This is a genomic window from Dietzia sp. JS16-p6b (assembly GCF_003052165.1).
In the GTDB taxonomy this organism is placed as follows: domain Bacteria; phylum Actinomycetota; class Actinomycetes; order Mycobacteriales; family Mycobacteriaceae; genus Dietzia.
Window position 1 is genome coordinate 492867 of record NZ_CP024869.1, and the last position, 19710, is coordinate 512576.

The window sequence follows — 19710 nt, forward strand, 5'->3', positions numbered from 1 at the left end:
GCTGAGCAGGTGAGACCACGCGTGCGGGCACGGGCCGCCTGCATCTTCTTACGCTTCCCAGCGGGTGACCTCTCCCAGCGTGCACCACACCGTCGGGGCAGAGGCGACCGGCCCCAAGCCGCCGAATTGGTGACGCAGGAGATGGATTCGCCGCCCTCGGCGAGCACCACCGCGACATTGGTCAGTACCCGCCCGCAGTCATGGACAGCGATGAAGCGTCGACGCCCCATGGCCTCGGACAGCTCAGTCGTCTGACACGGTCCGCCAGAAGGGAATCCGCAGGTTCCAGTGAATCACCGGGGTCAGTTCGTCAACTTCACTGCGTTCCTCACCGGTTTTCTATGCCTGCCCGAAGTGCCGCGACGTTTGCTGGGCAGTAGTAGCCGCCGGACTTGCTCGGCGAGTGAGATCGGGATCCACTGGAGCAGGCCCTGCCACATGGCGGCGACGATCAGGGGCTCATCTCGGATCGTTTCGACGGCCCGGCGGCCTGCTTCCGGTAGGACCGGAACCGCCTGGATGTCGAGCCGAGCAGTCGGGTCGTTCCAGACCGTGGTCCGCAAGTCCGAAACCGCTTCATGCTCGGTGACTTTCCCGAGCTGCAGCTGACGATGGACGCGCGCGGACGCAGCGACGACAACATCGACTACGGATTCCTTGTCGCTCACAGCACTCCATGATGCTGGAGGTGCCGGTTCGAACCCGACAGATCCGACAAAGCCGATCGGTTTCGAACGGCCCCTGCAGCGCTACCGAGAAAATGAGCTCGCATTCATGTCTCGTTTGGTCGGTAGTCACGGTTGCTGCGACCTCGAAACCGCCGCCGAGCAGTGGCGGTCCGGCAATCGGATCGCGGCGCTGCTCTCGGCGGATGCCGATCCTGACGATCCCCATTCAGACCGATCAGCCCACTGGCGGATGATCGAACACCTGAGGTGCGGCCGCCGATCAGCCGCTTAACCAACGTCTACGTCATTACATCCACGTGCCGCGTGCAGACCCGAAAACTCGACTCCGCCGACGCAAGACGCCGCGACAGGGCTCTCAGACGTAGTTGACGTTGAGATCGTTCAGGAAGCGCCTCAAGTTGGGTAGATTCTTTGCCTTCTCATCCAGCTTCTTGTAAATCGCGTTGTCGCTGGAGAGCGTCCTCTTGTCGCTCTTCTCCTTGAGGTACGCCATGTCCTTCTGGTATCCACTGAGATCTGCCACTGTTCCTCCAACGCTCCCCGCTGTTCCCATGAACAGCTACTGTGAACCATAGCTTATGTGCACGGAAGGGGACTGTGGTGCAATCTGATCCAACGCAAGCTCAGTTGATGGTGGAAATGTTCCACGAGCTTCGATCGAACCTAGGGCCGATCAACCCCGTGGTTTATGCCGAACACGGCGACGCCGATACTCTCGTTAGGGTCCTTGTTCGAGGCGAGACACTAGGCTTTCGTGAGTCGGTCAGCGAGAGCCGCGGCGGCTATTTGATACTTAAGCGCGAAGGTGGAGCTGAGTATGCCTTCGGCGCATTCCGCACGCTTACTGGTACAAAGTCGTTCGGCGTCTTCTTTCTGCTCGATCCAGGTGAGCGCAGCGGTGAGGCGCATCGGATGCTTATCGAAGGCCTCAATGCCGTCCTGTTCTTGGAGGTTATGAACTTATCGTCTGACTCAACCCCGGTACCCATCGAGGAGATTGTCCGAACCGGGGAAGGATATCCACTCTGGATCTAAGGTAGGAATGTAGGGACTTGCTGCTCGGGTGCGCAGGTAGTTTATCCCCATGGGGACTACGACGGTCTACGTCGCGTCGGTCTACTCCTCGGACTCCGAGGCTGTCCATCTGCACCATTGCGGCGCACTTTCCAGACCGTGCTCCACCAGCCCAAAAAGTGGTAAGTCGGCGACTCGATGTCCTCCTATGCAAAGGTTATGTGCGGCCCGAACTGGAATGGGCTGCGGACAAATCGAGGGAGAGGTCGAGTTCGCGCGATTGGCACACCGGCACCGTTAGCTTCACATAAGGTGAATTCTCGGCCTCATGTGCCGCACGGTAAGGGCCTATGTCTGAGACAGTAACCACGATCCGCAGCACTAAGGCCCCTATCAGCGTGCGTCAACTGCGGGCGTCGACCTTATCCGCAAGTCGCAATCACTCAGCCATATCCCCCCACCCGCCGAACCCCGACGGGTCGTGCCGGCCCATGGTGGCGTGCTCGAACAGCCCCCAGCCCACATCGCCGTTGCAGGTCGCGCGGGCCACGTGGTCCACGACGTTGAACGGCAGCATGCCCACCACGTCAGGGGAGGTCATGTCGTAGGTGACGGACTCACTCCAGTCGCGGCCCATCCAGCGACCGTGCGACCAGGCCGGGTCGCCCACGTAGCCCGCGCCCATGCTCAGCGGGACCCCGCCCAGCGTCTCGACCTCCAGCAACAACGGCTCACCGCGAGGAGTGGTCAGGTGCAGCCGGGCGCACTCCGGATGACGGGTGCCGGGGCGGTAGTCGACCTCCAGTCGTGGCCAACCCAACTGCTCGATCCGTCCGTCGGCGAACACCCGGCTCGCGTGGTTCAGCGTGCGGTGCCCGTCGGGGCTCTCCTGCAGGATCACGACCATCGCGTAGTCGTCGAAGCGCAGCGGGATGTACGTCCACCAGAACCCCTCGCGCGGCTCGGCCGCCCACCGGCCCGGCGGATCGGACTCGCCGCTCGGGCGGATCCCCCACGAGCGGTCCCGGGTGCCCAGCCACACGTCGGGGTCGACGGAGAAGTCACGGCCGTCCACCGAGAGCGTTCCCGACCAGCTGCCGACCTGCGCGAACCGGCTCGCGTCCAGCATCGCGCGCGTGCCCTCCAGTAGGACGTGCCGGTCCTCGAGCACCGCATCGAACGAGCCCTGCCAGGTCATGTCCATCGACAAGTCCGGGTGCTCGCAGATCAGGCGCAACGACCGCAGCGGGTCGATCACCTCGATCCGATACCCGCCCACCGCCGGCTCCAGCGACCGCGACTCGAGTGCGTCGGAGAACCGCACCGACCGCTGGGTGTCGCCGTGGCGCACTGTCGCGAACGCGTCCACCACGCCGAGGTTGGGATACACCCCGAACCCGGTCACCAGGAACACCTCCCCGGTGCGGTCGTGCGCGTTGAAGTAGTAGCGGTCGTAGAAGTTCCGATCGCTCGTGCCCACCTGCGCCATCGGCAGCGGCGTCTGGTGGACGGGGAACTCGTCGAGCGGGGTGGGTTTCACGTGGATCCTCGGGCAGTAGTCGGCCGCTGGGGCAGCGGGGAAGAGGCTGGTGGGAGCGGCGGGCCGGTGGCGTGGTCAGTCGGCGATGAGCTGCGCCAACTTGGTGTGGTGGAGGACGTACTCGTCCGGGTGGGCGGGGGTCTCCACCTCGCCGAAGTGGATACGACGGCGAGTGATCCGCGACAGGATCACGGCCTGCCGCAGCCCCGCGTACACGTAGTAGAACGGCAGATCCCGGACCGTGGATCCGGTGAGGTGCTCGTACTGCTCGACGACCTCGCTGTGCTCGAACAGGTCCGGAATCCCGGGGAAGTCAAAGGCCACCGCGAGTTCCTGGAAGACGTCGTGGAAATACAGGAACCAGCCCAGGTCCACCTCGGGCGGCGCGATGGTGGCCATTTCCCAGTCCAGGACTGCGGTCGGTCGGGTTCCGTCGTAGAGAATGTTGCCGATCCGCGCATCGCCCCAGCTCAGGGTGTCCGGGCTGGTCTCGTCGGGCCAGTGGGCCTCGATCCAGTCGAAAGCTCGGTCGATGACGGGGATGGTCAACCCGTCCTCGCGGGTCGTCCACTGGTAGTAGGCGCGCTGCTCATCCACGTGGGCGCGCAGCGCGCTCATGCCGGGGGCGGGGGCGAGCGAGGACACCAGGTCGGCGGGCTGCGGGATCTGGTGAATCGCCGCCAACACGGCCAGGGACTCCTGTTGCACCTCCCGCCGCTGCTCGGGGTCCATCTCCAGGAGCCAGCCGTCGAAGACGTACGGGGGGTTGTCGACCGGGGCCCGGCCGCTGGCCCGGTCCATCACCAGGAAAGGAGTGCCGAGAACGGCCGGGTCCTGCTCGAGCCAGCGGACGCGGGGGACCGGTAGGTCGGTGTTCTCGCGGACCACTCTCATCACGTCGAACTGTTTCTGCAGGTCGTAGACGGGGAACACCGGGAACGCGTCGTCCTGCGGGCACATCCGGGCCACCAACTCCACGGACTGGCGCTCGCTCGACCCGGCCGGGGTCCACGCGGCGTCGAACAGTACCGAGATGTTGGACATCCCCGAGCTCTCCGGCCGGCTCACCGCAGCGACCTCGACCCCGGCGTCGGAGTCGACCTCGTCCCGGCCGGCCAACCACAGGGTCAGGCGCTCGCGGAACTCATCGAGGTCGGCCTCGCCCGAGGTGATGCGTTGGTTGAGTGGTTCGTCTGATCGCGTCGATGTCGAACTGGACTCGGTGGACGTCACCTGCGTCGCATGGTCAGTCATCTGGTGTGGACCCTTCGTGCGGACCTGCCGCGCGGGCGGTACCCGCGCTCGGATCAGTGTGACCCACAGCACATGAGGAAGTGCTCGAAATGCGCAACCCGGCGCCGTTCCCGCCGGAGTGAAGGCGCGCGTTGTCGTCGTCGTCATACTCAGGCGTAGAGGCGGACCGCCTGGCGTCCCACCCGGGGGGTGGGGGTGACTACAGGGGTTTCGATGATCCGTCACCGATCCCCTCGCGTCGGTAGCCTCGGATCGCGGGTCGTGCCGACTCGAAACCTCGAAAAGTGAACGCAGGAGAAGGTGTGCAGTTGTCGATCCCCTTGAGCATCCTCGACCTGGTCTCCATCTCCGACGGTTCGACCGCCAGGGAGGGCATCGCCGCCTCGATGGAGTCCGCGCGCCTCGCGGACCGGCTCGGGTACCGCCGGCTCTGGTTTGCCGAGCACCACAACACCCCCAACCTCGCGTCCAGCGCCACGGCACTGTTGATCTCGCAGGCGGCCTCGGTGACGGAGAGGATCCGCGTGGGTTCCGGCGGGGTGATGCTGCCCAACCACGCGCCGCTCATGGTGGCCGAGCAGTACGGCACGCTCGCCAACCTCCACGGCGACCGGATCGACCTTGGCCTGGGCCGCGCCCCCGGGACCGACGGGATGACCGCCCAGGCGCTGAGCCGGTCGTCGGCCGAACCGCAGGCCTTCGCGCAGCACATCTACGACCTGCAGGCGTGGTTCGGCGAGGCCGGCACGGCGCACAGCACCCCGATCCTCTCGTCGGTCTCTCAGGGCATGGAGGTGCCGATCTGGGTGCTCGGGTCCACCGTCAACGGCGCCTCGATCGCCGGTCAGCTGGGTCTGCCGTTCTCGCTGGCCTCACACTTCGCGCCCGACCAGATCGACGACGCCATCCGCGTCTACCGGGAGTCCTTCAGCACCGAGGCCCCCACCGCGCGCCTCGACACGCCCCAGGTGATGGCCGGGATCAACGTGATCGTCGCCGACACCGACGCTGAAGCGCAGCGACAGTTCACCACCCTCCAGCAGATGTTCCTCGACCTGCGGGCCGGGCGACGACGCAAGATCCAGCCGCCCGTCGACCCGGAGCAGTTCGCCGGCAGCTCGCCCGGGATGCTCGAGATCAGCGCGGTGGGATCGCCGACCACGGTCAAGGCGCAGCTGGACGAGTTCGTCGCGCGCACGGGCGCGGACGAGCTGATCACCGTGACCTACGCGTACGACCCGGCGGTGCGGAACCGGTCGATCGAACTGCTGGCGGAGCTGTGGTTCTAACCGCGTTCCCGAATCGCTGAGTCGAGAGCGCTCATCAGCTGCAAGACGCGTGAGCTGCCAGTCGGTGCCTCCGGGTACCGACGAAGAATCGCGGGCACGGGCGGGGTCGCCCGACCGGCCAGGGCTCGAACCGTGTCGCGTTCCGAAGTGCCGGTCCTCAGTTCGGTCACCCGCGCGGCGCACGCAGCTGCGCGGAGGATGTGCCCGACCTGCGACGCCTTGGCGATCGGATGGAGGTAGGCGGCCGCCGCGGCGTCACCACAGGCGAGTGCCGCGAGCTGCGCGCTCTCGTCGGAGACCTCCTTGGCCGCGCGGTGGGAGGCGACGGCGGCGGTTCGTTGCAGGTTCGACCGCCGAGCGCCGTCGGCGAACGCGCGCGCCGCGTCGATCGCGTCTCGTGGACGTGAGTCATCCGGGGCCACGGCGTCGAACTCGGGGAGCAGTCCCTCAGCGCAGTCGGCGGCGAACCGCACGACCGCTCGTAGCTCGTCCATCGTCAGATCGAAGTCCGCTGCGCCCATGGCCCTATTCTCCCGTGCTCTGGGCAGAATCACGTTCCAGGGAGAGTCACGTTCCAGGCGGAATCAGGCGGTCTCGCCCGGGGGGTGCGCTCCTCCGGTGGGGACTGCCCCGCAACGCTGATACAACGAGGGATGCCCATCGACGCATTCGAACCCCACCCCCTCGTCCGCCTGCTCGGCATGCCTTCGGCGGAGTTCACCGCGAACGCCCTCGTCCGAGCGGTCGAAGAGCTGGGACTGGAGCAGGTGAACCTGCGCTACGTCGGCGGCGACGGTCGTCTCAAGACCCTGGCCTTCCCCATCAACTCCCGCCAGCACCTCCACGAGGTTCTGACGCGAGGCGAGCGCGTGGACGGCTCGAGCGTCTTTCCCGGGACCGACACCGACGCCAGTGACGTCTACATCGTCCCGCGGCACCGCACCGCTTTTCTCAACCCCTTCGGAGAGCGGATCTCCCTCGACGTCCTGTGTTCCTTCTACCGCGAGGACGGCACGCCGCTGCCGTACGCGCGCGAGCAGGTCGTGCGCCGCGGCGCCGAGGTGCTGACCCAGGAGACCGGCATGACGCTCGAGGCGTTCGGTGAGCTGGAGTACTACCTCGTCGACCGGCCCGAGGCGCTCTATCCCGTCGAGGAGGAGCGCGGGTACCAGGAGTCGGGGCCCTTCTCCAAGCACGAGCGGGTGCGCGAGCAGGTGCTGGGTCACCTCTCCTCCATGGGGGTGCCGCTGAAGTACGCCCACGGCGAGGTCGGCAACATCCTCGAGGACGACCGTCAGCTGGTTCAGCACGAGATCGAGCTCCAGCCGGTGCCGCTGGAGCAGGCTGCCGACAACCTCGTCCTGGCGAAATGGGTGGTGCGCGAGGTCGCCTACTCCCACGGCCTCGAGGCGACGTTCGCGCCGCTGGTCAGCGGCGAGGGCGCTGGGAACGGCCTGCACATCCACAGCCGACTGGTGCGTAACGGCACCAACACCCTCGTCACCAAGGCGGGGATCAACGCCACCGGGCGACGGCTGATCGCCGGCTACCTCTCGGCGGCCAGGGCACTGTCCGCGGTCGGCAACACCGTCCCCACGTCCTACCTGCGGTTCACCGCCGGCGACGAGTCGCCCGAGGACATCTGCTGGGGGGAGAAGGACCGCACCGGCCTGGTCCGGGTCCCACTGGCCTGGGGCGGCGACGTGCTGGCCGGCATGGTGGCCCACGCCAATCCCGGCAGCACCGAGCCCGTCCCCGAACCGGCCACACACCCCCAGACCATCGAGTTGCGACTCGGCGACGGCTCGGCCGACGTCCACCTGCTCCTGGCGGGCATGGCCGTCGCCGCGACGCGCGCGCTGGGAGATGACGGCAGCCTGGAGCTGGCGGACCGCCTCAACGCCGACACCAACGACGATTTCGAGCAGCTGCCCACCTCGTGTGGGGAGGCGGCCGACGTGCTGGAGGCCGAGCGCGAGATGTTCGAAGCCGACGGCGTCTTCCCCGGGAAACTGATCGACGCCCTGCTCGCCGGCTTGCGCGACGCCGACGCCGAGGCCGACGAGGTAGCCGGTGGAAAGGGCGACGACGACGAGGCCGCGCGCGAGGAGCTCATCCGCCGCCACTGGCACGTCGGCTGAGTTCAGCCGCCGAGCGGTCCCCGCAGGGGGATCCGGTCTGGGTCCGCCGTGCCTACGGTGTCGGAACAGTTGTCGGCCGGTACACCTCTCGGAGTGCGTCGAGGGCGCCGGAGTCGAACCACGCGGGGGCGGACCGGGTGAACTCCACGGGATCCAGCCGACCGGCCCCCGCGGGCACCCGGCCGAGCACCGGGATCCCGGTCAGGCGGGGCAGGTCCTCCAGGTTGCAGCGCTCGGCGAGATCGGGGTCGTGCGGCCACGAGCCGATCACGATCCCGGCGCACCGGAGCCCCGCTGACTCGATCGCGCGGACCGTGAGCTCGGTGTCGGACAGTGTGCCCAGTCCCGCGCGGGCCACCACGACCACCGGGGCGTCGAGCGACCGGGCGAGATCGAGCACCGTGAGGTCCGTGCCCAGGCGCACGAGTACACCACCGGCGCCCTCGATCAGGTCCAGCCGGCCGGCCGGGGTGGTGGGCTCCTCAGCAGGTGCAGAGGCTTCGGAGGAACCGGTGTCCGTGCCGCCGAGCCACCGCAGGATCGGCGCGAGGAGGTCGTCGAGTGTCGCCTGCGGCACCCCGGCCACTCGCGCGGCGGTCTCCGGGGCCAGCGGATCCGGCAGGCGCCGTACCTCCAGCACGCGCCGGGCCCCCGACAGTCGGGCGGCTTCGTCCGCGTCACCGGGCTCACCGGGCGCGAGACCCGTCTGCACCGGCTTGCAGATCCCCACGTCCAGGCCCGCCGAGCGCCCGAGCGCGGCCAGCGCGGCGGTCGCGATGGTCTTGCCGACGTCCGTCCCGGTGCCGGTGACGAGGACAGGCGCGGCCGCGGCGGTCATCCGCGGGCCCCGGTGGACACCCCGGTCGAGGCGGGGGAGTGCGAGGCCCCGAGGGAGGCAGGGGAGGCCGAGGAGTCGGGAAGTAGGTAACCGTGTTCCTCGAGCACCCGGGCGAGCACGTCGCTCGCGCGGGCGAGGTCGGCCCCGGAGATGTCGGCCCGCGCCGTGAGCCGGAGACGCGCTGTGCCCTCGGGAACCGACGGCGGGCGGAAGCAGCCCACCCGCAGGCCCAGTTCAGCGCAGCGGGCAGCCGCGGACGCGGCGCGAGACGGATCCCCGAGGATCACCGACACCACCGCCGACTGCGGCTGGTCCGCACCGGTCACCGCGGCCAGGTGCTCGGCGACCTCGAGCACACGGCGGGCCCGCTCGGGCTCCCTCCGCAGCACTGCCAGTGCCGACCGCGCCGCGCCCACGCTGGAGGGCGCGAGGCCGGTGTCGAAGATGAACGTGCGGGCGGTGTCGATGAGGTGCTCGCGCACCCGCTCCGAGGCCAGAACCACCCCGCCCTGCGAGCCGAGCGCCTTGGACAGCGTCGCCGTGACCACCACGTCCTCGAACCGGGCCAGCCCCACCTCGTCGACGAGCCCCCGCCCGCCGGTCCCGCGCACGCCCAGCCCGTGGGCCTCGTCCACCAGCAGCACCGCGCCGTGCGCCCGGGACGCCCCGTGGAGGGCGAGGAGTGGCGCGAGGTGGCCGTCGGCGCTGTACACCGAGTCGGTGACGACCAGCGCGCGCTCCTCGGCCCGCCCGGCCAGGGCCCGGGCGACCGCCTCGACGTCACCCCTGGCGACGACGACAACGCGCGCCCGCGACAACCGGCACGCGTCCACCAGGGAGGCGTGAGAACCGCCGTCCGAGACGATGAGCGATCCCCGCCCGGAGAGCGCGGTCACCGCCCCGAGGTTGGCCGTGTACCCGGAGGAGAACACCAGCGCGGCCGGCGTGCCCGTGAACTCGGCGAGCTCGGACTCCAGCGCGGAGTGGTCGCTCGTCGTGCCGGTGACCAGCCGGGACCCGGTCGAGCCCGCCCCCCAGCGACGGGTCGCCTGGACCGCGCCCTCGATCACCTCGGGGTGCCGGCCCAGGCCCAGGTAGTCGTTGGAGGCCAGGTCGATCACCCGGTCGTCGGCGGGCCGGGGCCGCAACTCGCGGTGCACGTGCCGGGCCGCCCGGTCCTCGGCGGCGGCGTCGAGCCAGTCCAGGGCGGGGGAGCGATCAGATGCGGGCCGAGCGACCTCCGCGGGCACCCGGGTGGTGGTCAGCTGCTCGCTCATCGGCCCGCCCCCGCTGCTGCCGCTCCCGCCACTGCTGCCCCTTGAACCGCCGCGGCACAGATCTGATCGATCTCCTCATCCGTAGAGACCAATGGCGGCATCGTGTAGATGAGATCCCGGAAGGGGCGCAGCCAGACCCCGTGGGAGGTGATCGCCGTTGTCGTCGTCGTCATCTCCACAGGCCGGTCGAGCTGCACCACGCCGATCGCCCCCAGCACCCGCACGTCCAGCACTCCGGGCACCTCGAGCGCCGGCGCCAGGCCGCGGCGCAGGCGCGCCTCGATCCGCGGCACGCGCTCGCGCCACTCACCGGACTCCACCAGGTCCAGCGACGCGCACGCCACCGCGCACGCCAGCGGGTTGCCCATGAACGTCGGCCCGTGCGCCAGGCCACCCGCTTCACCGGCGCTGATCACCTCGGCCACCCGGTCGGTGGTCAGCGTGGCGGCCAGGGTCAGGTATCCGCCGGTCAGCGCCTTGCCCAGGCACATGATGTCGGGCGCGACCCCGGCGTGGTCGGCGGCGAACAGTGCGCCGGTGCGGCCGAAGCCGGTGGCGATCTCGTCGAAGATCAGCAGCGCGCCGGTCTCGTCGGCCAGGCGCCGCAGGTCGTGCAGGTAGTCGGGGTGGTGGAAGCGCATGCCGCCCGCGCCCTGGACCACCGGTTCCACGATGATCCCCGCGAGCTCCCCCGAGTGCTCGCGAACGGTGCGCTCGAGCTCGGCGACGTAGGCCTCGTCGTAGTGGGCCGGCGGCGCGGGCGCGAACACCTGCTCGGCCACCACGCCTCGCCACATCGAGTGCATGCCGCCGTCGGGGTCGCACACGCTCATGGGGGCGAGGGTGTCGCCGTGGTAGCCGCCCCGCCAGGTGGCCAGGCGGGTGCGTCCGGGGCGGCCCATCGAGCGCTGGTACTGGAGGGCCATCTTGGCGGCCACCTCCACCGAGACCGATCCCGAGTCCGCCAGGAACACCTTGTTGAGCTCTCCCGGCGCCATCCGCGCCAACCGGGTCGACAGCTCCACCGCCGGCGCGTGGGTGAGGCCACCGAACATCACGTGGCTCATCGTGTCGACCTGCCGGTGCGCGGCGGCGTCGAGGTGCGGGTGGCGATAACCGTGGATGGCCGCCCACCACGAGCTCATGCCGTCGATCAGCTCGCGGCCGTCCGCCAGACGCAGCCGCACCCCTGACGCGGACGCCACCGGCAGCGGCTGCGTGGACGCCGGGAACCCGCCGTACGGGTGCCACACGTGCTCGGCGTCCGCGGCCAGGAGCGTGGCGGGGTTCGGAGCGGAGGACGAGGTGAGGCGCAGCGGGGCGGACATGTCAGGCGTTCGCGGGCTCGCTGGTGCCGGCACCGCGCGTGCGGATGGCCACCTTCTTCTCCTGCGTGGCCGGCGCGGCGGGAGCTGTGACAGGGGCGGCGGCGTGGGTGACCTCGCCGGCCCCGGCGGCATCCTCCCTCTGCAGCACCTCGAGGCCGGCGTCGGCGATCATCTGCAGGTCCTCACCGCCGGGCTGGCCCTCGGAGGTGAGGTAGTCGCCGAGGAACAGCGAGTTGGCCACGTAGAGGCCCATGCCCTGGAGGTAGCCGAGGTGGCGCTCGCGGCCGGCGGCCATCCGGATCTCGGTGTCGGGGGCGACGAACCGCACCATCGCGAGGATGCGCAGGCAGTCGCGCGGGTTGAGCGTGTCCACGCCCTCGAGGGGGGTGCCGTCGAAGGGCAGCAGGAAGTTCACCGGGATCGAGTCGACGCCCTTGGCGCGTAGGTCGAAGGCCAGCTCGACCAGCTGCTCGCGGGTCTCGCCCATGCCGGCGATGAAGCCCGAGCACGCCGACAGGCCCGCGCCGTGCGCCTGGCTCACGGTGTGCTCGCGGTCGGTGTAGGTGTGGGTCGTGCAGATCTCCTCGTAGTGGCTCTCCGCCGTGTTGAGGTTGTGGTTGTAGGCGTCGGCGCCGCTCGCGCAGAGCTTCTCGGCCTGGCCGTCCTTGAGCGCGCCGAGGCAGGCGCACACCTCGACGCCCGGGGTGTCGGACTTGATGGCCTCGATGATGTCGGAGACCTTGCCGACCTCGCGGTTGCTCGGGCCCGTGCCGCTGGCGACCAGGCACACGCGCGAGGCCCCGGCGGCGATTCCCGCCTTGGCCGCGGTGACGGCCTCGTCCGTGTTCAACCAGGTGTAGCGCAGGATGCCGGCGGTGGAGTTGAGGCGCTGCGAGCAGTAGAAGCAGTCCTCCGGACACAGGCCGCTCTTGAGGTTGACCAGGTAGTTGACCTTGACCTTGTTGCCGAAGTGCTCGAACCGCAGCCGGGACGCGGCCGCGACCACCTCCATGAGCTCGGCGTCCGATGAGTCGAGCACGGCGAGCGCCTCGGTCGCGTCGATCGCCCCGCCGTCGAGAATGCGGTCCGCGAGCTCGTGCCAACGGGTGGTCGTGGTGGCCATGGTTCCTCCTGAACGCCGTTCATTGAACGCCGTTAAGGTAGCGGGAATTCGCCGACTTGTACAGCGTTCAGGTTGCAGGCGCGTCGGAGCGGCGGGCGGGGCGATAGGGTGACCTGTCGTGGCACTCACCAAGTCGGCCGTCGTGGACACCGCGCTCGGACTTCTGCACGAGGCGGGGTTGCCGGGCATGTCCATGCGCACGCTGGCGACCCGGCTGAACGTCCAGCCGAGCGCGCTGTACTGGCACTTCCCGTCCAAGCAGGCGCTGCTCACCGCTGTCGCCGAACGGGTCCTGTCGGAGGTGGCCCCGGTGGAGGCCGGCGAGTCGGCCGCCGACGAGCTGCGCGGAGTGACCCGGGCGCTGCGGAACGCCGTCGCGGGGGTGCCGGACGGGGCCGAGATCGTGGCGCTCGGTCTCGCGGCCGGTGCGGTGAACCCGGTGGCCGGGGCGGTCGCGCGCACGGGTGCTCGACACGGGGGCGAGGACCGGGCGGCGGGCCTGACCACGGCGCTCACCGCGTACGTCCTGGGCGTGACGATCGAGGAGCAGACCCACCACAACCTCGCCGCCGTGGACCCCGCGATGCCGGGCGTGGACTATGACTCGCGGTTCAGCGAGGGTCTCGAGGCCTTGCTGGCGGGATTCCGCGGCTGACGCCGCGCCACGGCCGGGCCGGCGCATGCCCGGGCCCGCACGTCGACAAGGACGTTCCGCACACCCGCTTCTCGCGACACGTGTGCGGAACGTCCTTGTCGACGGGTCGGCGCCGGCCCGGGCCCGGCTCAGCTGCGGATGAACACCTGCGTGGCGTAGAGCCTGTTGTCACCGGCCACGGCGACACCCATGCCCATGGAGGTGTGATCGGTGCGCAACAGGTTGAGCCGGTGTCCGGTCGAGGCCATCCACTGGTTGACGAGCTGCTGCGGGGTGGCGTTGCGCCAGTTCTGCAGCACGTTCTCCGACCAGCGGGTGGTGCCGCTGGGGACCTGGTTACGCAGGTCGGGGTTGTGATACATCCGGTTCTCCGCCGCCTGGACCTGGCTCCAGGCGGTGGCCAGCTGGACGAGCGCGTCGTTGGACGGCAGCGGCGCACGGCCATTGGCGACCCGAGCGGCGTTGGTGGCGTCATGGAGCTGCTGGCGGTACTCGGCGCTCGTGGGATCGAGGGCCGGGGCGGTGCCGCCGCCGCCAACGGCCAATCCGAAGGACGATCCGGGCACGAGGAACTGCTGTGCCGAGGCGGCGGGAACCCCCAGTCCGCCGACCGCCATGGTGGCGGCGGCGACGACGGCGAGGGGCTTGACGAAACGAGGGGAAGTGCGGCGCACGGGAGGAACTCCATTTCTGCACGCCCCGAGGGGGAGGGCATGCAGGAAACACGGTAGAGACCAAAGCCGTTCTGGGCTAGTGGGCTTGGGGAATCTAGCCGTATTTTCACACTGTTAACCGGCCGTGCGCCGGAGCGGTCACCCCCGTTCGAAGTCCAGCACCACGTGGATCCGACCCTCCTCGTCGGTGGCGGTGCCCACCCCGACCTTCGCGAACTCTCCGTCCAGCATGCGGTCGCGCATGCCCGTGTCGGTGAGCATGGCGGTGAGCACGTTCTGGGGTGTGGCCTCCGGAGGGAGGGCCAGCACCGTACGATCCCGGGTCTCGCCGCTCTCGGGGACCGGGAGATCGCCGGTCGTGGGGTCGCCCGCGGCCAGCTGGTCCGCGCGGACCTCGGCCTCGACGGACAGGACCGGGTCGGTGACCAGACGCTCGGCGCCGACCGCGGTGCGCGCCTCGTTGACGCCTGCGACGACGCTGCCTTCGAACGCCTTCCGGGCGACCTCGGGCGGCACCACGACGAGAGGAGCGTCCTGTGCGGCCACCGTCGCGGCCCCCGGTGCGGTCGCGCCCGGGATCAGCGAGGCCAGGCCGGGGATGTCCAGGGGGAACGGGAGGGCGAGCTCGACGGACCCCTGGGCGGACGCTGTGCCCGCGCCGGTGGCGAGCAGGAGGGCCGAGGCTCCCGCGACGACGGCGGAGCGGATGGGATGGCGCACGTGGCATGTCCTTTCCTCGGGCGACGGCCGGAGCCGGGCCCGGCGGGGATCGTTGACGGTAAGACTACCGTCGAGAGTTCACTTACGCATCTTTCGTCTCATCAGTCACATTCGTTACATCGCCTGTAGTGGACTTCGGGGCGCAGGCGCCCTCACGTCTCTGACCGACAACGATCAGCACGAGCTCCGGCGCCGATCCGTGATCGGCGTTACGGTCGGAACCATGACGCCGATCCAACGCACCCGGAACATCGATCAGATCACCCCAGCCGATCTCCAGGCCCTCGGGACCGCCTCCGGCCCCGCGGTGTCGGTCTTCATGCCGACCCACCGTGGCGGGCCGGAGACTCGGGAGGGGCCGATGAGGCTGCGTTCCCTGCTCGACCGCGCGGAGTCCGAGCTGGTCACCGGGGGGACCACCGCCGAGGACGCCGCCGAGCTGCTCGCGCCGCTGCGCGAGCTGGGCGGGCAGGACCCCTTCTGGCAGCACACGGCGCACGGGCTGGCCCTCTACGCCGCGCCGGGGATCGCGCGGGTCTTCAGGCTGGACACCGAGATGCCCGAGACTGTCCACGTGTCCGACTCGTTCGCCGTCCGTCCGCTCGTCCCGGCCGCGGTCGCCGACGGCGAGTTCCTGATCCTCGCCCTGAGCCAGAACTCGGTGCGACTGTTCGAGGCCACCCGGGGGTCGGTCCACGAGAGGGACATCGGCACCGCCCCGGCGTCGATGGAGGACGCCGAAGGGCGCACCGAGCGCGAGCCCCAGCTGCAGCACCAGGCGGCGGCCGGGGGCACCGCCGCCTTCCACGGGCACGGCGCCGGGGGTGAGGTGGACCGCGTGATGCTCGAGAAGTTCTTCCGTCAGGTGGCCGGGGGGATCGACGAGCTCCTCGCGGGGCAGGAGCGACGGCCGCTCGTCCTGGCGGCGGTGGCCGAGCACCACCCGATGCTCAGGAGCGAGCTGTCCTACCCGCACCTGCTCGACCAGGTGGTGGCCGGGAATCCCGATCATTGCGACGGTGCGGAGCTCAAGGAGAAGGCGTGGCCGCTCGTGCATCCGGTCCTCAACGCCGACGCCGCCGCGGCGACCGAGCGTTTCGGCGAGGCGCTCGGGACCGGCCTCGGGGTCAGTGACCCGAGGGAGATCGTCGCCGCCGCCGCGGAGGGTCGGGTGGAGACCCTGATCCTCACCGGGGCGATCTGCCGACCGGAGGATCGGCCCGGGGACCTCGACGACGCCGTGGGCCACACCTGTGCCACGTCCGGGCGGCTCGTGGTGCTCGAGGCGCTCCCGCACGGGAACTCCGTCGGCGCGATCCTGCGCTACTGAGAGCGGTGACGCACTCGGACTCCCGAACTTCGCGACCTTACCCGCCAGTAAGGTCGGGCTCGGGCAGGGCACAATAGGCCCCATGAGCTCCAGCCACCCGCACCTGACCAGCCCCCTCGTCGTCGGGCCTCTCACCCTGCGCAACCGCGTCGTCATGGGCTCCATGCACACCGGGCTCGAGGACCGGAGCGCGCACCTGCCGGAGCTCACGGCCTACTTCGCCGAACGGGCGCGCGGCGGCACCGCCATGATGGTCACCGGCGGATTCTCGCCCGATATCCAGGGCTGGCTGCTGCCGGCCGGGTCGATGATGGCCAGTCGGCGGATGGCGGACAAGCACCGCGGCCTCACCGACGCCGTCCACGCCGAGGGCGCGCACCTCCTGCTCCAGCTGCTGCACGCAGGCAGGTACGGCTACCAGCCGTTCGTGCGGTCGGCCTCGTCCACCAAGTCCCCGATCAGCATGTTCAGGGCGCGCGGCCTGAGTGCGCGCGGCGTCGAGCGCACCATCGACCACTGGGTGCGAGCGGCTCGACTGGCACGGCGCGCGGGGTACGACGGCGTCGAGATCATGGGCTCCGAGGGCTACCTGATCAACCAGTTCCTCGCGGCCCGAACCAACCAGCGCACCGACCGCTGGGGCGGCAGCGCGAGCAAGCGGATGCGCTTCCCGGAGGAGATCGTCCGACGTATCCGGGCCGAGGTGGGACCGGACTTCCTCATCCAGTACCGGATCAGCGTCCTGGACCTGGTCGAGGGCGGCCAGACCTGGGACGAGACCGCCGAGCTCGCGCAGCGCCTCGAGGCCGCGGGCGCCGACGTGTTCAACACCGGGATCGGATGGCACGAGGCGCGCATCCCCACCATCGTCACCTCGGTGCCCCGCGCGGCGTTCGTCGACCTGGCGGCCCGGCTCAAGCAGACCGTCGGCGTGCCGGTGATCGCCTCCAACCGCATCAACACCCCGGATGTGGCCGAGCGGATCCTCGCCGACGGGCAGGCCGACCTGGTGTCCATGGCGCGGCCGCTGTTGGCGGACCCGGCGTTCGCGGCCAAGGTCGACGAGGGGCGGGCGGACGAGATCAACATCTGCATCGCCTGCAACCAGGCGTGTCTCGACCACACCTTCGCCAACAAGCGGGCGTCGTGCCTGGTCAACCCCCGCGCGGGCCGGGAAACGGAACTGCTGCTCACCGTGGCGCCCTCGCGCCGGCGGGTGGCGGTGGTCGGTGCGGGTCCCGCCGGTCTGGCCTGCGCGGAGGCGGCCGCGACCCGAGGGCTGTCGGTGGAGGTGTACGAGGCCGAGGACGAGATCGGCGGGCAGTTCCGCTACGCCATGCGAGTTCCCGGCAAGGAGGAGTTCGCGGCGTCCCTGGCCTACTTCAGCCGACGCCTCGACGTTCTCGGGGTCCCCGTCCACCTGGGCCGACGTGCCACCGCCGCCGACCTGGGCGACGCCGACCACGTGGTGGTGGCCACCGGCGTCCGCCCACGGGAGATCACGATCCCGGGCGCCGACCACCCGATGGTCATGACCTACCCCGAGCTGCTCACCGGTGCCCGCAGGCCCGGGCGTCGCGTCGCGGTGATCGGCGCCGGCGGGATCGGGGTGGACGTCTCGGAGTTCCTCCTCGCCGGTGGGTCCGGACTGGCCCTCGACGGCCACCGCGCCCATGGTCACTCCACCGACGTAGAGGCCTGGAAGCGGCACTGGGGCGTGGTGGATCCCGCCGTCGAACGCGCGGGGCTGGGCACCGCCGTCCTGGAGGATCCCGCCCACGAGGTGCACCTGCTCCAGCGCAAGACCATCTCGATCGGCACGGGGCTGGGCAAGACGACCGGCTGGGTCCACCGCGCCGAGCTCAGGACCGGTGGCGTGCACCAGTACACCGGGGTCACCTACGAGAAGATCGACGACGGCGGGCTGCACATCCTCGACGACGCCGGCCGGCCGCGGTTGGTGCCCGTGGACTCCGTCGTGGTGTGCGCGGGACAGGAGTCGGTGCGGGATCTCGCTGAGGAGCTGATCCGGGCCCGGGGCGCGGAGAGCCGCGGACCGGGTGTCCACGTGATCGGCGGTGCGGATGTGGCCGCCGAACTCGACGCCAAGCGCGCCATCAAGCAGGGCGTGGAGCTGGCCGCGAGGCTCTGAGACCCCGCTCCACCCCAGGCCTGCGAGCAGGCGCTCTGCTCAGCAGCCTCACTCAGCCCCTGAGTCAGGCGCAGCGCTTCTCCCGGCGGCGGTCGACGACGCTGAACGCCAACGCGCCCGCCGCCAACACCGCGATCAGTCCCAGCGCCGCCCGGAACGCCAGCAACCAGTCGTCCTGGGACTCGACGATCCAGAACAGCACACCGGGAACCACTGCCGTGCCGATCGCGGTGCCCATGCGCTGGCCCAGCGAGATGATGCTCCCGGCCACCCCGCCGTACGCGGGGTCGACCGCGCGGACCGTGAGCGTCTGGTTGGGCGAGATGGTCATGCCCTGCGCGGTACCCATCAGCGCGGCGGGCGCCATGAAGATCAGGTACCCCACCGCACCGGACTCCACCAGACCCGCGAGCAGGATGAACGTGCCCAGCGCGGTGAGGGTGAGACAGAAGCCCCCGATCACCAAACGCCGCCCGAGCGTGAGCACGAAACGCCCCGCCACCTGCGCGGACACCGCGGCGCAGATCGAGGCGGGAAGACTCACGAACGCGGAGTCGATCGGCGCGTACCCCAGGTGGAACTGCAGATACATGGGCATGACGATCCACAGGCTGGTCCCGCCCATGAAGTAGATCGAGACGATGATCATGCCGTTGCGGAACGCCGGATCGCGGAAGATCTCGGGATTGACCAGCGGCGGTCGACCGATGAGCTCGTAGCGGCGCTCCCACCAGGCGAAGGCCCCCAGGAGGGCCACCCCGAGCGGGACCAGGGCCCACATCGCGGGGTTCGCGCCGCGGTTGAGGAAGGGCAGCATCACCGAGAGGACGGCCGCCCCGAGCAGCACGATGCCGACCGGGTCCACGTCCAGACGCCTGGGACGCGTGGGCGGAGCGGCGACCACGTCGCCGTCGTCCTCCTGGTAGCCCAACGCGCCGGCGCGCGCTCTCGATCCGCCGACGTCGCGTCCGTCGCGGTCGGTCCGGGGCAGCGCGCGGTCGTCGGGCAGCCACTTCTGCCCCAGCACCAGGGCGATCACGCCGAGCGGCACGTTGACGAAGAACATCGCGCGCCATCCCAGGTCGTCGCCCAGGGCCTCGATGAGCAGGCCACCGACAAGGGGGCCCGAGGCCGTGGCCACCGAGACCGTGGTGGCCATGGTGGCGAACGCGCGGGCGCGGGCCGCTCCGCGGAAGTACTTCTGGATGAGCCCGAAGGTCTGCGGGTTGAGCATCCCCGATCCGATGCCCTGCACCACCCGCGCGGCGTTGAGCATCTCGATGTTCTGGGCGAACCCGGCGATGACGGCCCCGGCGGTGAAGACGGCGACGCCGGCGAGGAAGATCCGCTTGCGGCCGGTCGCGTCCCCGAGTCGTCCCGACGGCACCAACAACAGGCCGAACGACAGCGCATAGCCCGAGACCACCCACTGCAGGCCGGTGGACCCGGCGTCGAGAGCGGGGCCGATCACGGGAAGCGCCACGTTGATCACCGACAGGGCGAGCAGCGCCATGAACAGCGGGACCATCAGGGTGGTGAGCACCCGTGCCGTGCTCACGGGCGGTTCGGCCGCGGGAGTCACAGGGTGGTCGGTCACCCGGGCGATGGTAGCCCTGGTTCGACCGGGGCCGGCCGGCTGGCGAGCAGCGGGCGTATTCGCGCGCGTTCAGGGGTCCCGCGCACAGG

18 protein-coding genes are annotated in these 19710 nt (G+C 70.1%); 6 read left to right on the plus strand and 12 right to left on the minus strand.

Annotated elements, in window-relative coordinates; translation table 11 throughout:
• Positions 1–302 precede the first annotated feature (302 nt).
• Together CT688_RS02210 and CT688_RS17240 are read right to left on the minus strand one after the other, a co-directional pair.
• Positions 303–668, minus strand: coding sequence for a hypothetical protein (locus CT688_RS02210; RefSeq protein ID WP_107755586.1), 366 nt, complete (start codon positions 666–668; stop codon positions 303–305).
• Positions 669–1044: 376 nt separating this feature from the next.
• Positions 1045–1242, minus strand: a complete 198-nt coding sequence (locus tag CT688_RS17240; RefSeq protein ID WP_156607075.1) for a hypothetical protein — start codon at positions 1240–1242, stop codon at positions 1045–1047.
• A gap of 77 nt (positions 1243–1319) precedes the next feature.
• Between CT688_RS17240 and CT688_RS17245 the strand changes: the two genes are divergently transcribed.
• The gene (locus CT688_RS17245) at positions 1320–1724 is read left to right on the plus strand and encodes a hypothetical protein (protein WP_156607077.1); all 405 of its coding nucleotides are present in this window, start codon (positions 1320–1322) and stop codon (positions 1722–1724) included.
• A gap of 418 nt (positions 1725–2142) precedes the next feature.
• Here the strand turns inward: CT688_RS17245 and CT688_RS02215 are convergent, their stop codons facing one another.
• Together CT688_RS02215 and CT688_RS02220 are read right to left on the minus strand one after the other, a co-directional pair.
• Complete coding sequence (locus tag CT688_RS02215; protein WP_197431459.1) at positions 2143–3243, minus strand: hypothetical protein; 1101 nt, start codon at positions 3241–3243, stop codon at positions 2143–2145.
• 75 nt (positions 3244–3318) lie between these two features.
• Positions 3319–4497, minus strand: a complete 1179-nt coding sequence (locus CT688_RS02220; protein WP_197431460.1) for a phosphotransferase family protein — start codon at positions 4495–4497, stop codon at positions 3319–3321.
• Between the two features lie 308 nt (positions 4498–4805).
• On the opposite strand from CT688_RS02220, the gene CT688_RS02225 reads away from it, so the two are divergent.
• Positions 4806–5786 carry an LLM class flavin-dependent oxidoreductase gene (locus CT688_RS02225; RefSeq protein ID WP_107757948.1) on the plus strand — a complete coding sequence of 327 codons (981 nt, stop codon included), beginning with the start codon at positions 4806–4808 and terminating at the stop codon, positions 5784–5786.
• On the opposite strand, the gene CT688_RS02230 is transcribed toward CT688_RS02225, so the two are convergent.
• A complete protein-coding gene (locus CT688_RS02230; protein WP_107755587.1) occupies positions 5783–6307 on the minus strand; it encodes a putative immunity protein in 525 nt (174 codons plus the stop codon). The two genes, CT688_RS02225 and CT688_RS02230, sit on opposite strands and share 4 nt — an antisense overlap.
• Before the next feature lie 132 nt (positions 6308–6439).
• On the opposite strand from CT688_RS02230, the gene CT688_RS02235 reads away from it, so the two are divergent.
• Positions 6440–7927 (plus strand): glutamine synthetase beta-grasp domain-containing protein, encoded by a 1488-nt coding sequence (locus CT688_RS02235; protein ID WP_107755588.1) that lies wholly within the window; start codon positions 6440–6442, stop codon positions 7925–7927.
• Positions 7928–7979: 52 nt separating this feature from the next.
• Here the strand turns inward: CT688_RS02235 and bioD are convergent, their stop codons facing one another.
• From bioD to bioB, 4 genes are read right to left on the minus strand one after another with little or no spacing between them, the layout of a single operon-like run.
• A complete protein-coding gene (gene bioD / locus CT688_RS02240) occupies positions 7980–8765 on the minus strand; it encodes an ATP-dependent dethiobiotin synthetase BioD (protein ID WP_107755589.1) in 786 nt (261 codons plus the stop codon).
• Positions 8762–10042, minus strand: coding sequence for an 8-amino-7-oxononanoate synthase (locus CT688_RS02245; protein WP_107755590.1), 1281 nt, complete (start codon positions 10040–10042; stop codon positions 8762–8764). Before CT688_RS02245 ends, bioD begins: the two co-directional genes overlap by 4 nt.
• On the minus strand, positions 10039–11370 hold the full coding sequence (locus CT688_RS02250) for an adenosylmethionine--8-amino-7-oxononanoate transaminase (RefSeq protein ID WP_107755591.1): 1332 nt from the start codon (positions 11368–11370) through the stop codon (positions 10039–10041). The genes CT688_RS02245 and CT688_RS02250 overlap by 4 nt, the downstream gene beginning before the upstream one ends.
• 1 nt (position 11371) lies before the next feature.
• On the minus strand, positions 11372–12493 hold the full coding sequence (bioB, locus tag CT688_RS02255) for a biotin synthase BioB (RefSeq protein WP_107755592.1): 1122 nt from the start codon (positions 12491–12493) through the stop codon (positions 11372–11374).
• 118 nt (positions 12494–12611) lie between these two features.
• Between bioB and CT688_RS02260 the strand changes: the two genes are divergently transcribed.
• A complete protein-coding gene (locus tag CT688_RS02260) occupies positions 12612–13148 on the plus strand; it encodes a TetR family transcriptional regulator (protein ID WP_107755593.1) in 537 nt (178 codons plus the stop codon).
• Between the two features lie 128 nt (positions 13149–13276).
• Here CT688_RS02260 and CT688_RS02265 read toward each other — a convergent pair whose 3' ends face one another.
• The gene (locus CT688_RS02265; RefSeq protein ID WP_107755594.1) at positions 13277–13822 is read right to left on the minus strand and encodes a CAP domain-containing protein; all 546 of its coding nucleotides are present in this window, start codon (positions 13820–13822) and stop codon (positions 13277–13279) included.
• A 138-nt stretch (positions 13823–13960) separates the two neighbouring features.
• On the minus strand, positions 13961–14542 hold the full coding sequence (locus CT688_RS02270) for a CAP domain-containing protein (RefSeq protein WP_107755595.1): 582 nt from the start codon (positions 14540–14542) through the stop codon (positions 13961–13963).
• A 223-nt stretch (positions 14543–14765) separates the two neighbouring features.
• Here CT688_RS02270 and CT688_RS02275 point away from each other — a divergent pair, with 223 nt between their 5' ends.
• Together CT688_RS02275 and CT688_RS02280 are read left to right on the plus strand one after the other, a co-directional pair.
• Positions 14766–15872: a hypothetical protein gene (locus tag CT688_RS02275; protein WP_107755596.1), complete on the plus strand. Its 1107-nt coding sequence runs from the start codon at positions 14766–14768 to the stop codon at positions 15870–15872.
• An 82-nt stretch (positions 15873–15954) separates the two neighbouring features.
• The gene (locus tag CT688_RS02280) at positions 15955–18024 is read left to right on the plus strand and encodes an NADPH-dependent 2,4-dienoyl-CoA reductase (RefSeq protein ID WP_107755597.1); all 2070 of its coding nucleotides are present in this window, start codon (positions 15955–15957) and stop codon (positions 18022–18024) included.
• Positions 18025–18088: 64 nt separating this feature from the next.
• On the opposite strand, the gene CT688_RS02285 is transcribed toward CT688_RS02280, so the two are convergent.
• The gene (locus tag CT688_RS02285; protein ID WP_107755598.1) at positions 18089–19621 is read right to left on the minus strand and encodes an MFS transporter; all 1533 of its coding nucleotides are present in this window, start codon (positions 19619–19621) and stop codon (positions 18089–18091) included.
• Between the last annotated feature and the right edge of the window lie 89 nt (positions 19622–19710).

Excerpts from the sequence above, each read along its gene's own strand:
- CT688_RS02275 (WP_107755596.1), top strand. The coding sequence starts at position 14,766 with ATGACGCCGATCCAACGCACCCGGAACATCGATCAGATCACCCCAGCC.
- bioB (WP_107755592.1), bottom strand. The coding sequence starts at position 12,493 with ATGGCCACCACGACCACCCGTTGGCACGAGCTCGCGGACCGCATTCTC.
- CT688_RS17240 (WP_156607075.1), bottom strand. The coding sequence starts at position 1,242 with ATGGGAACAGCGGGGAGCGTTGGAGGAACAGTGGCAGATCTCAGTGGA.
- CT688_RS02250 (WP_107755591.1), bottom strand. The coding sequence starts at position 11,370 with ATGTCCGCCCCGCTGCGCCTCACCTCGTCCTCCGCTCCGAACCCCGCC.
- bioD (WP_107755589.1), bottom strand. The coding sequence starts at position 8,765 with ATGACCGCCGCGGCCGCGCCTGTCCTCGTCACCGGCACCGGGACGGAC.
- CT688_RS02245 (WP_107755590.1), bottom strand. The coding sequence starts at position 10,042 with ATGAGCGAGCAGCTGACCACCACCCGGGTGCCCGCGGAGGTCGCTCGG.
- CT688_RS02230 (WP_107755587.1), bottom strand. The coding sequence starts at position 6,307 with ATGGGCGCAGCGGACTTCGATCTGACGATGGACGAGCTACGAGCGGTC.
- CT688_RS02235 (WP_107755588.1), top strand. The coding sequence starts at position 6,440 with ATGCCCATCGACGCATTCGAACCCCACCCCCTCGTCCGCCTGCTCGGC.
- CT688_RS02220 (WP_197431460.1), bottom strand. The coding sequence starts at position 4,497 with ATGACTGACCATGCGACGCAGGTGACGTCCACCGAGTCCAGTTCGACA.
- CT688_RS17245 (WP_156607077.1), top strand. The coding sequence starts at position 1,320 with ATGGTGGAAATGTTCCACGAGCTTCGATCGAACCTAGGGCCGATCAAC.
- CT688_RS02280 (WP_107755597.1), top strand. The coding sequence starts at position 15,955 with ATGAGCTCCAGCCACCCGCACCTGACCAGCCCCCTCGTCGTCGGGCCT.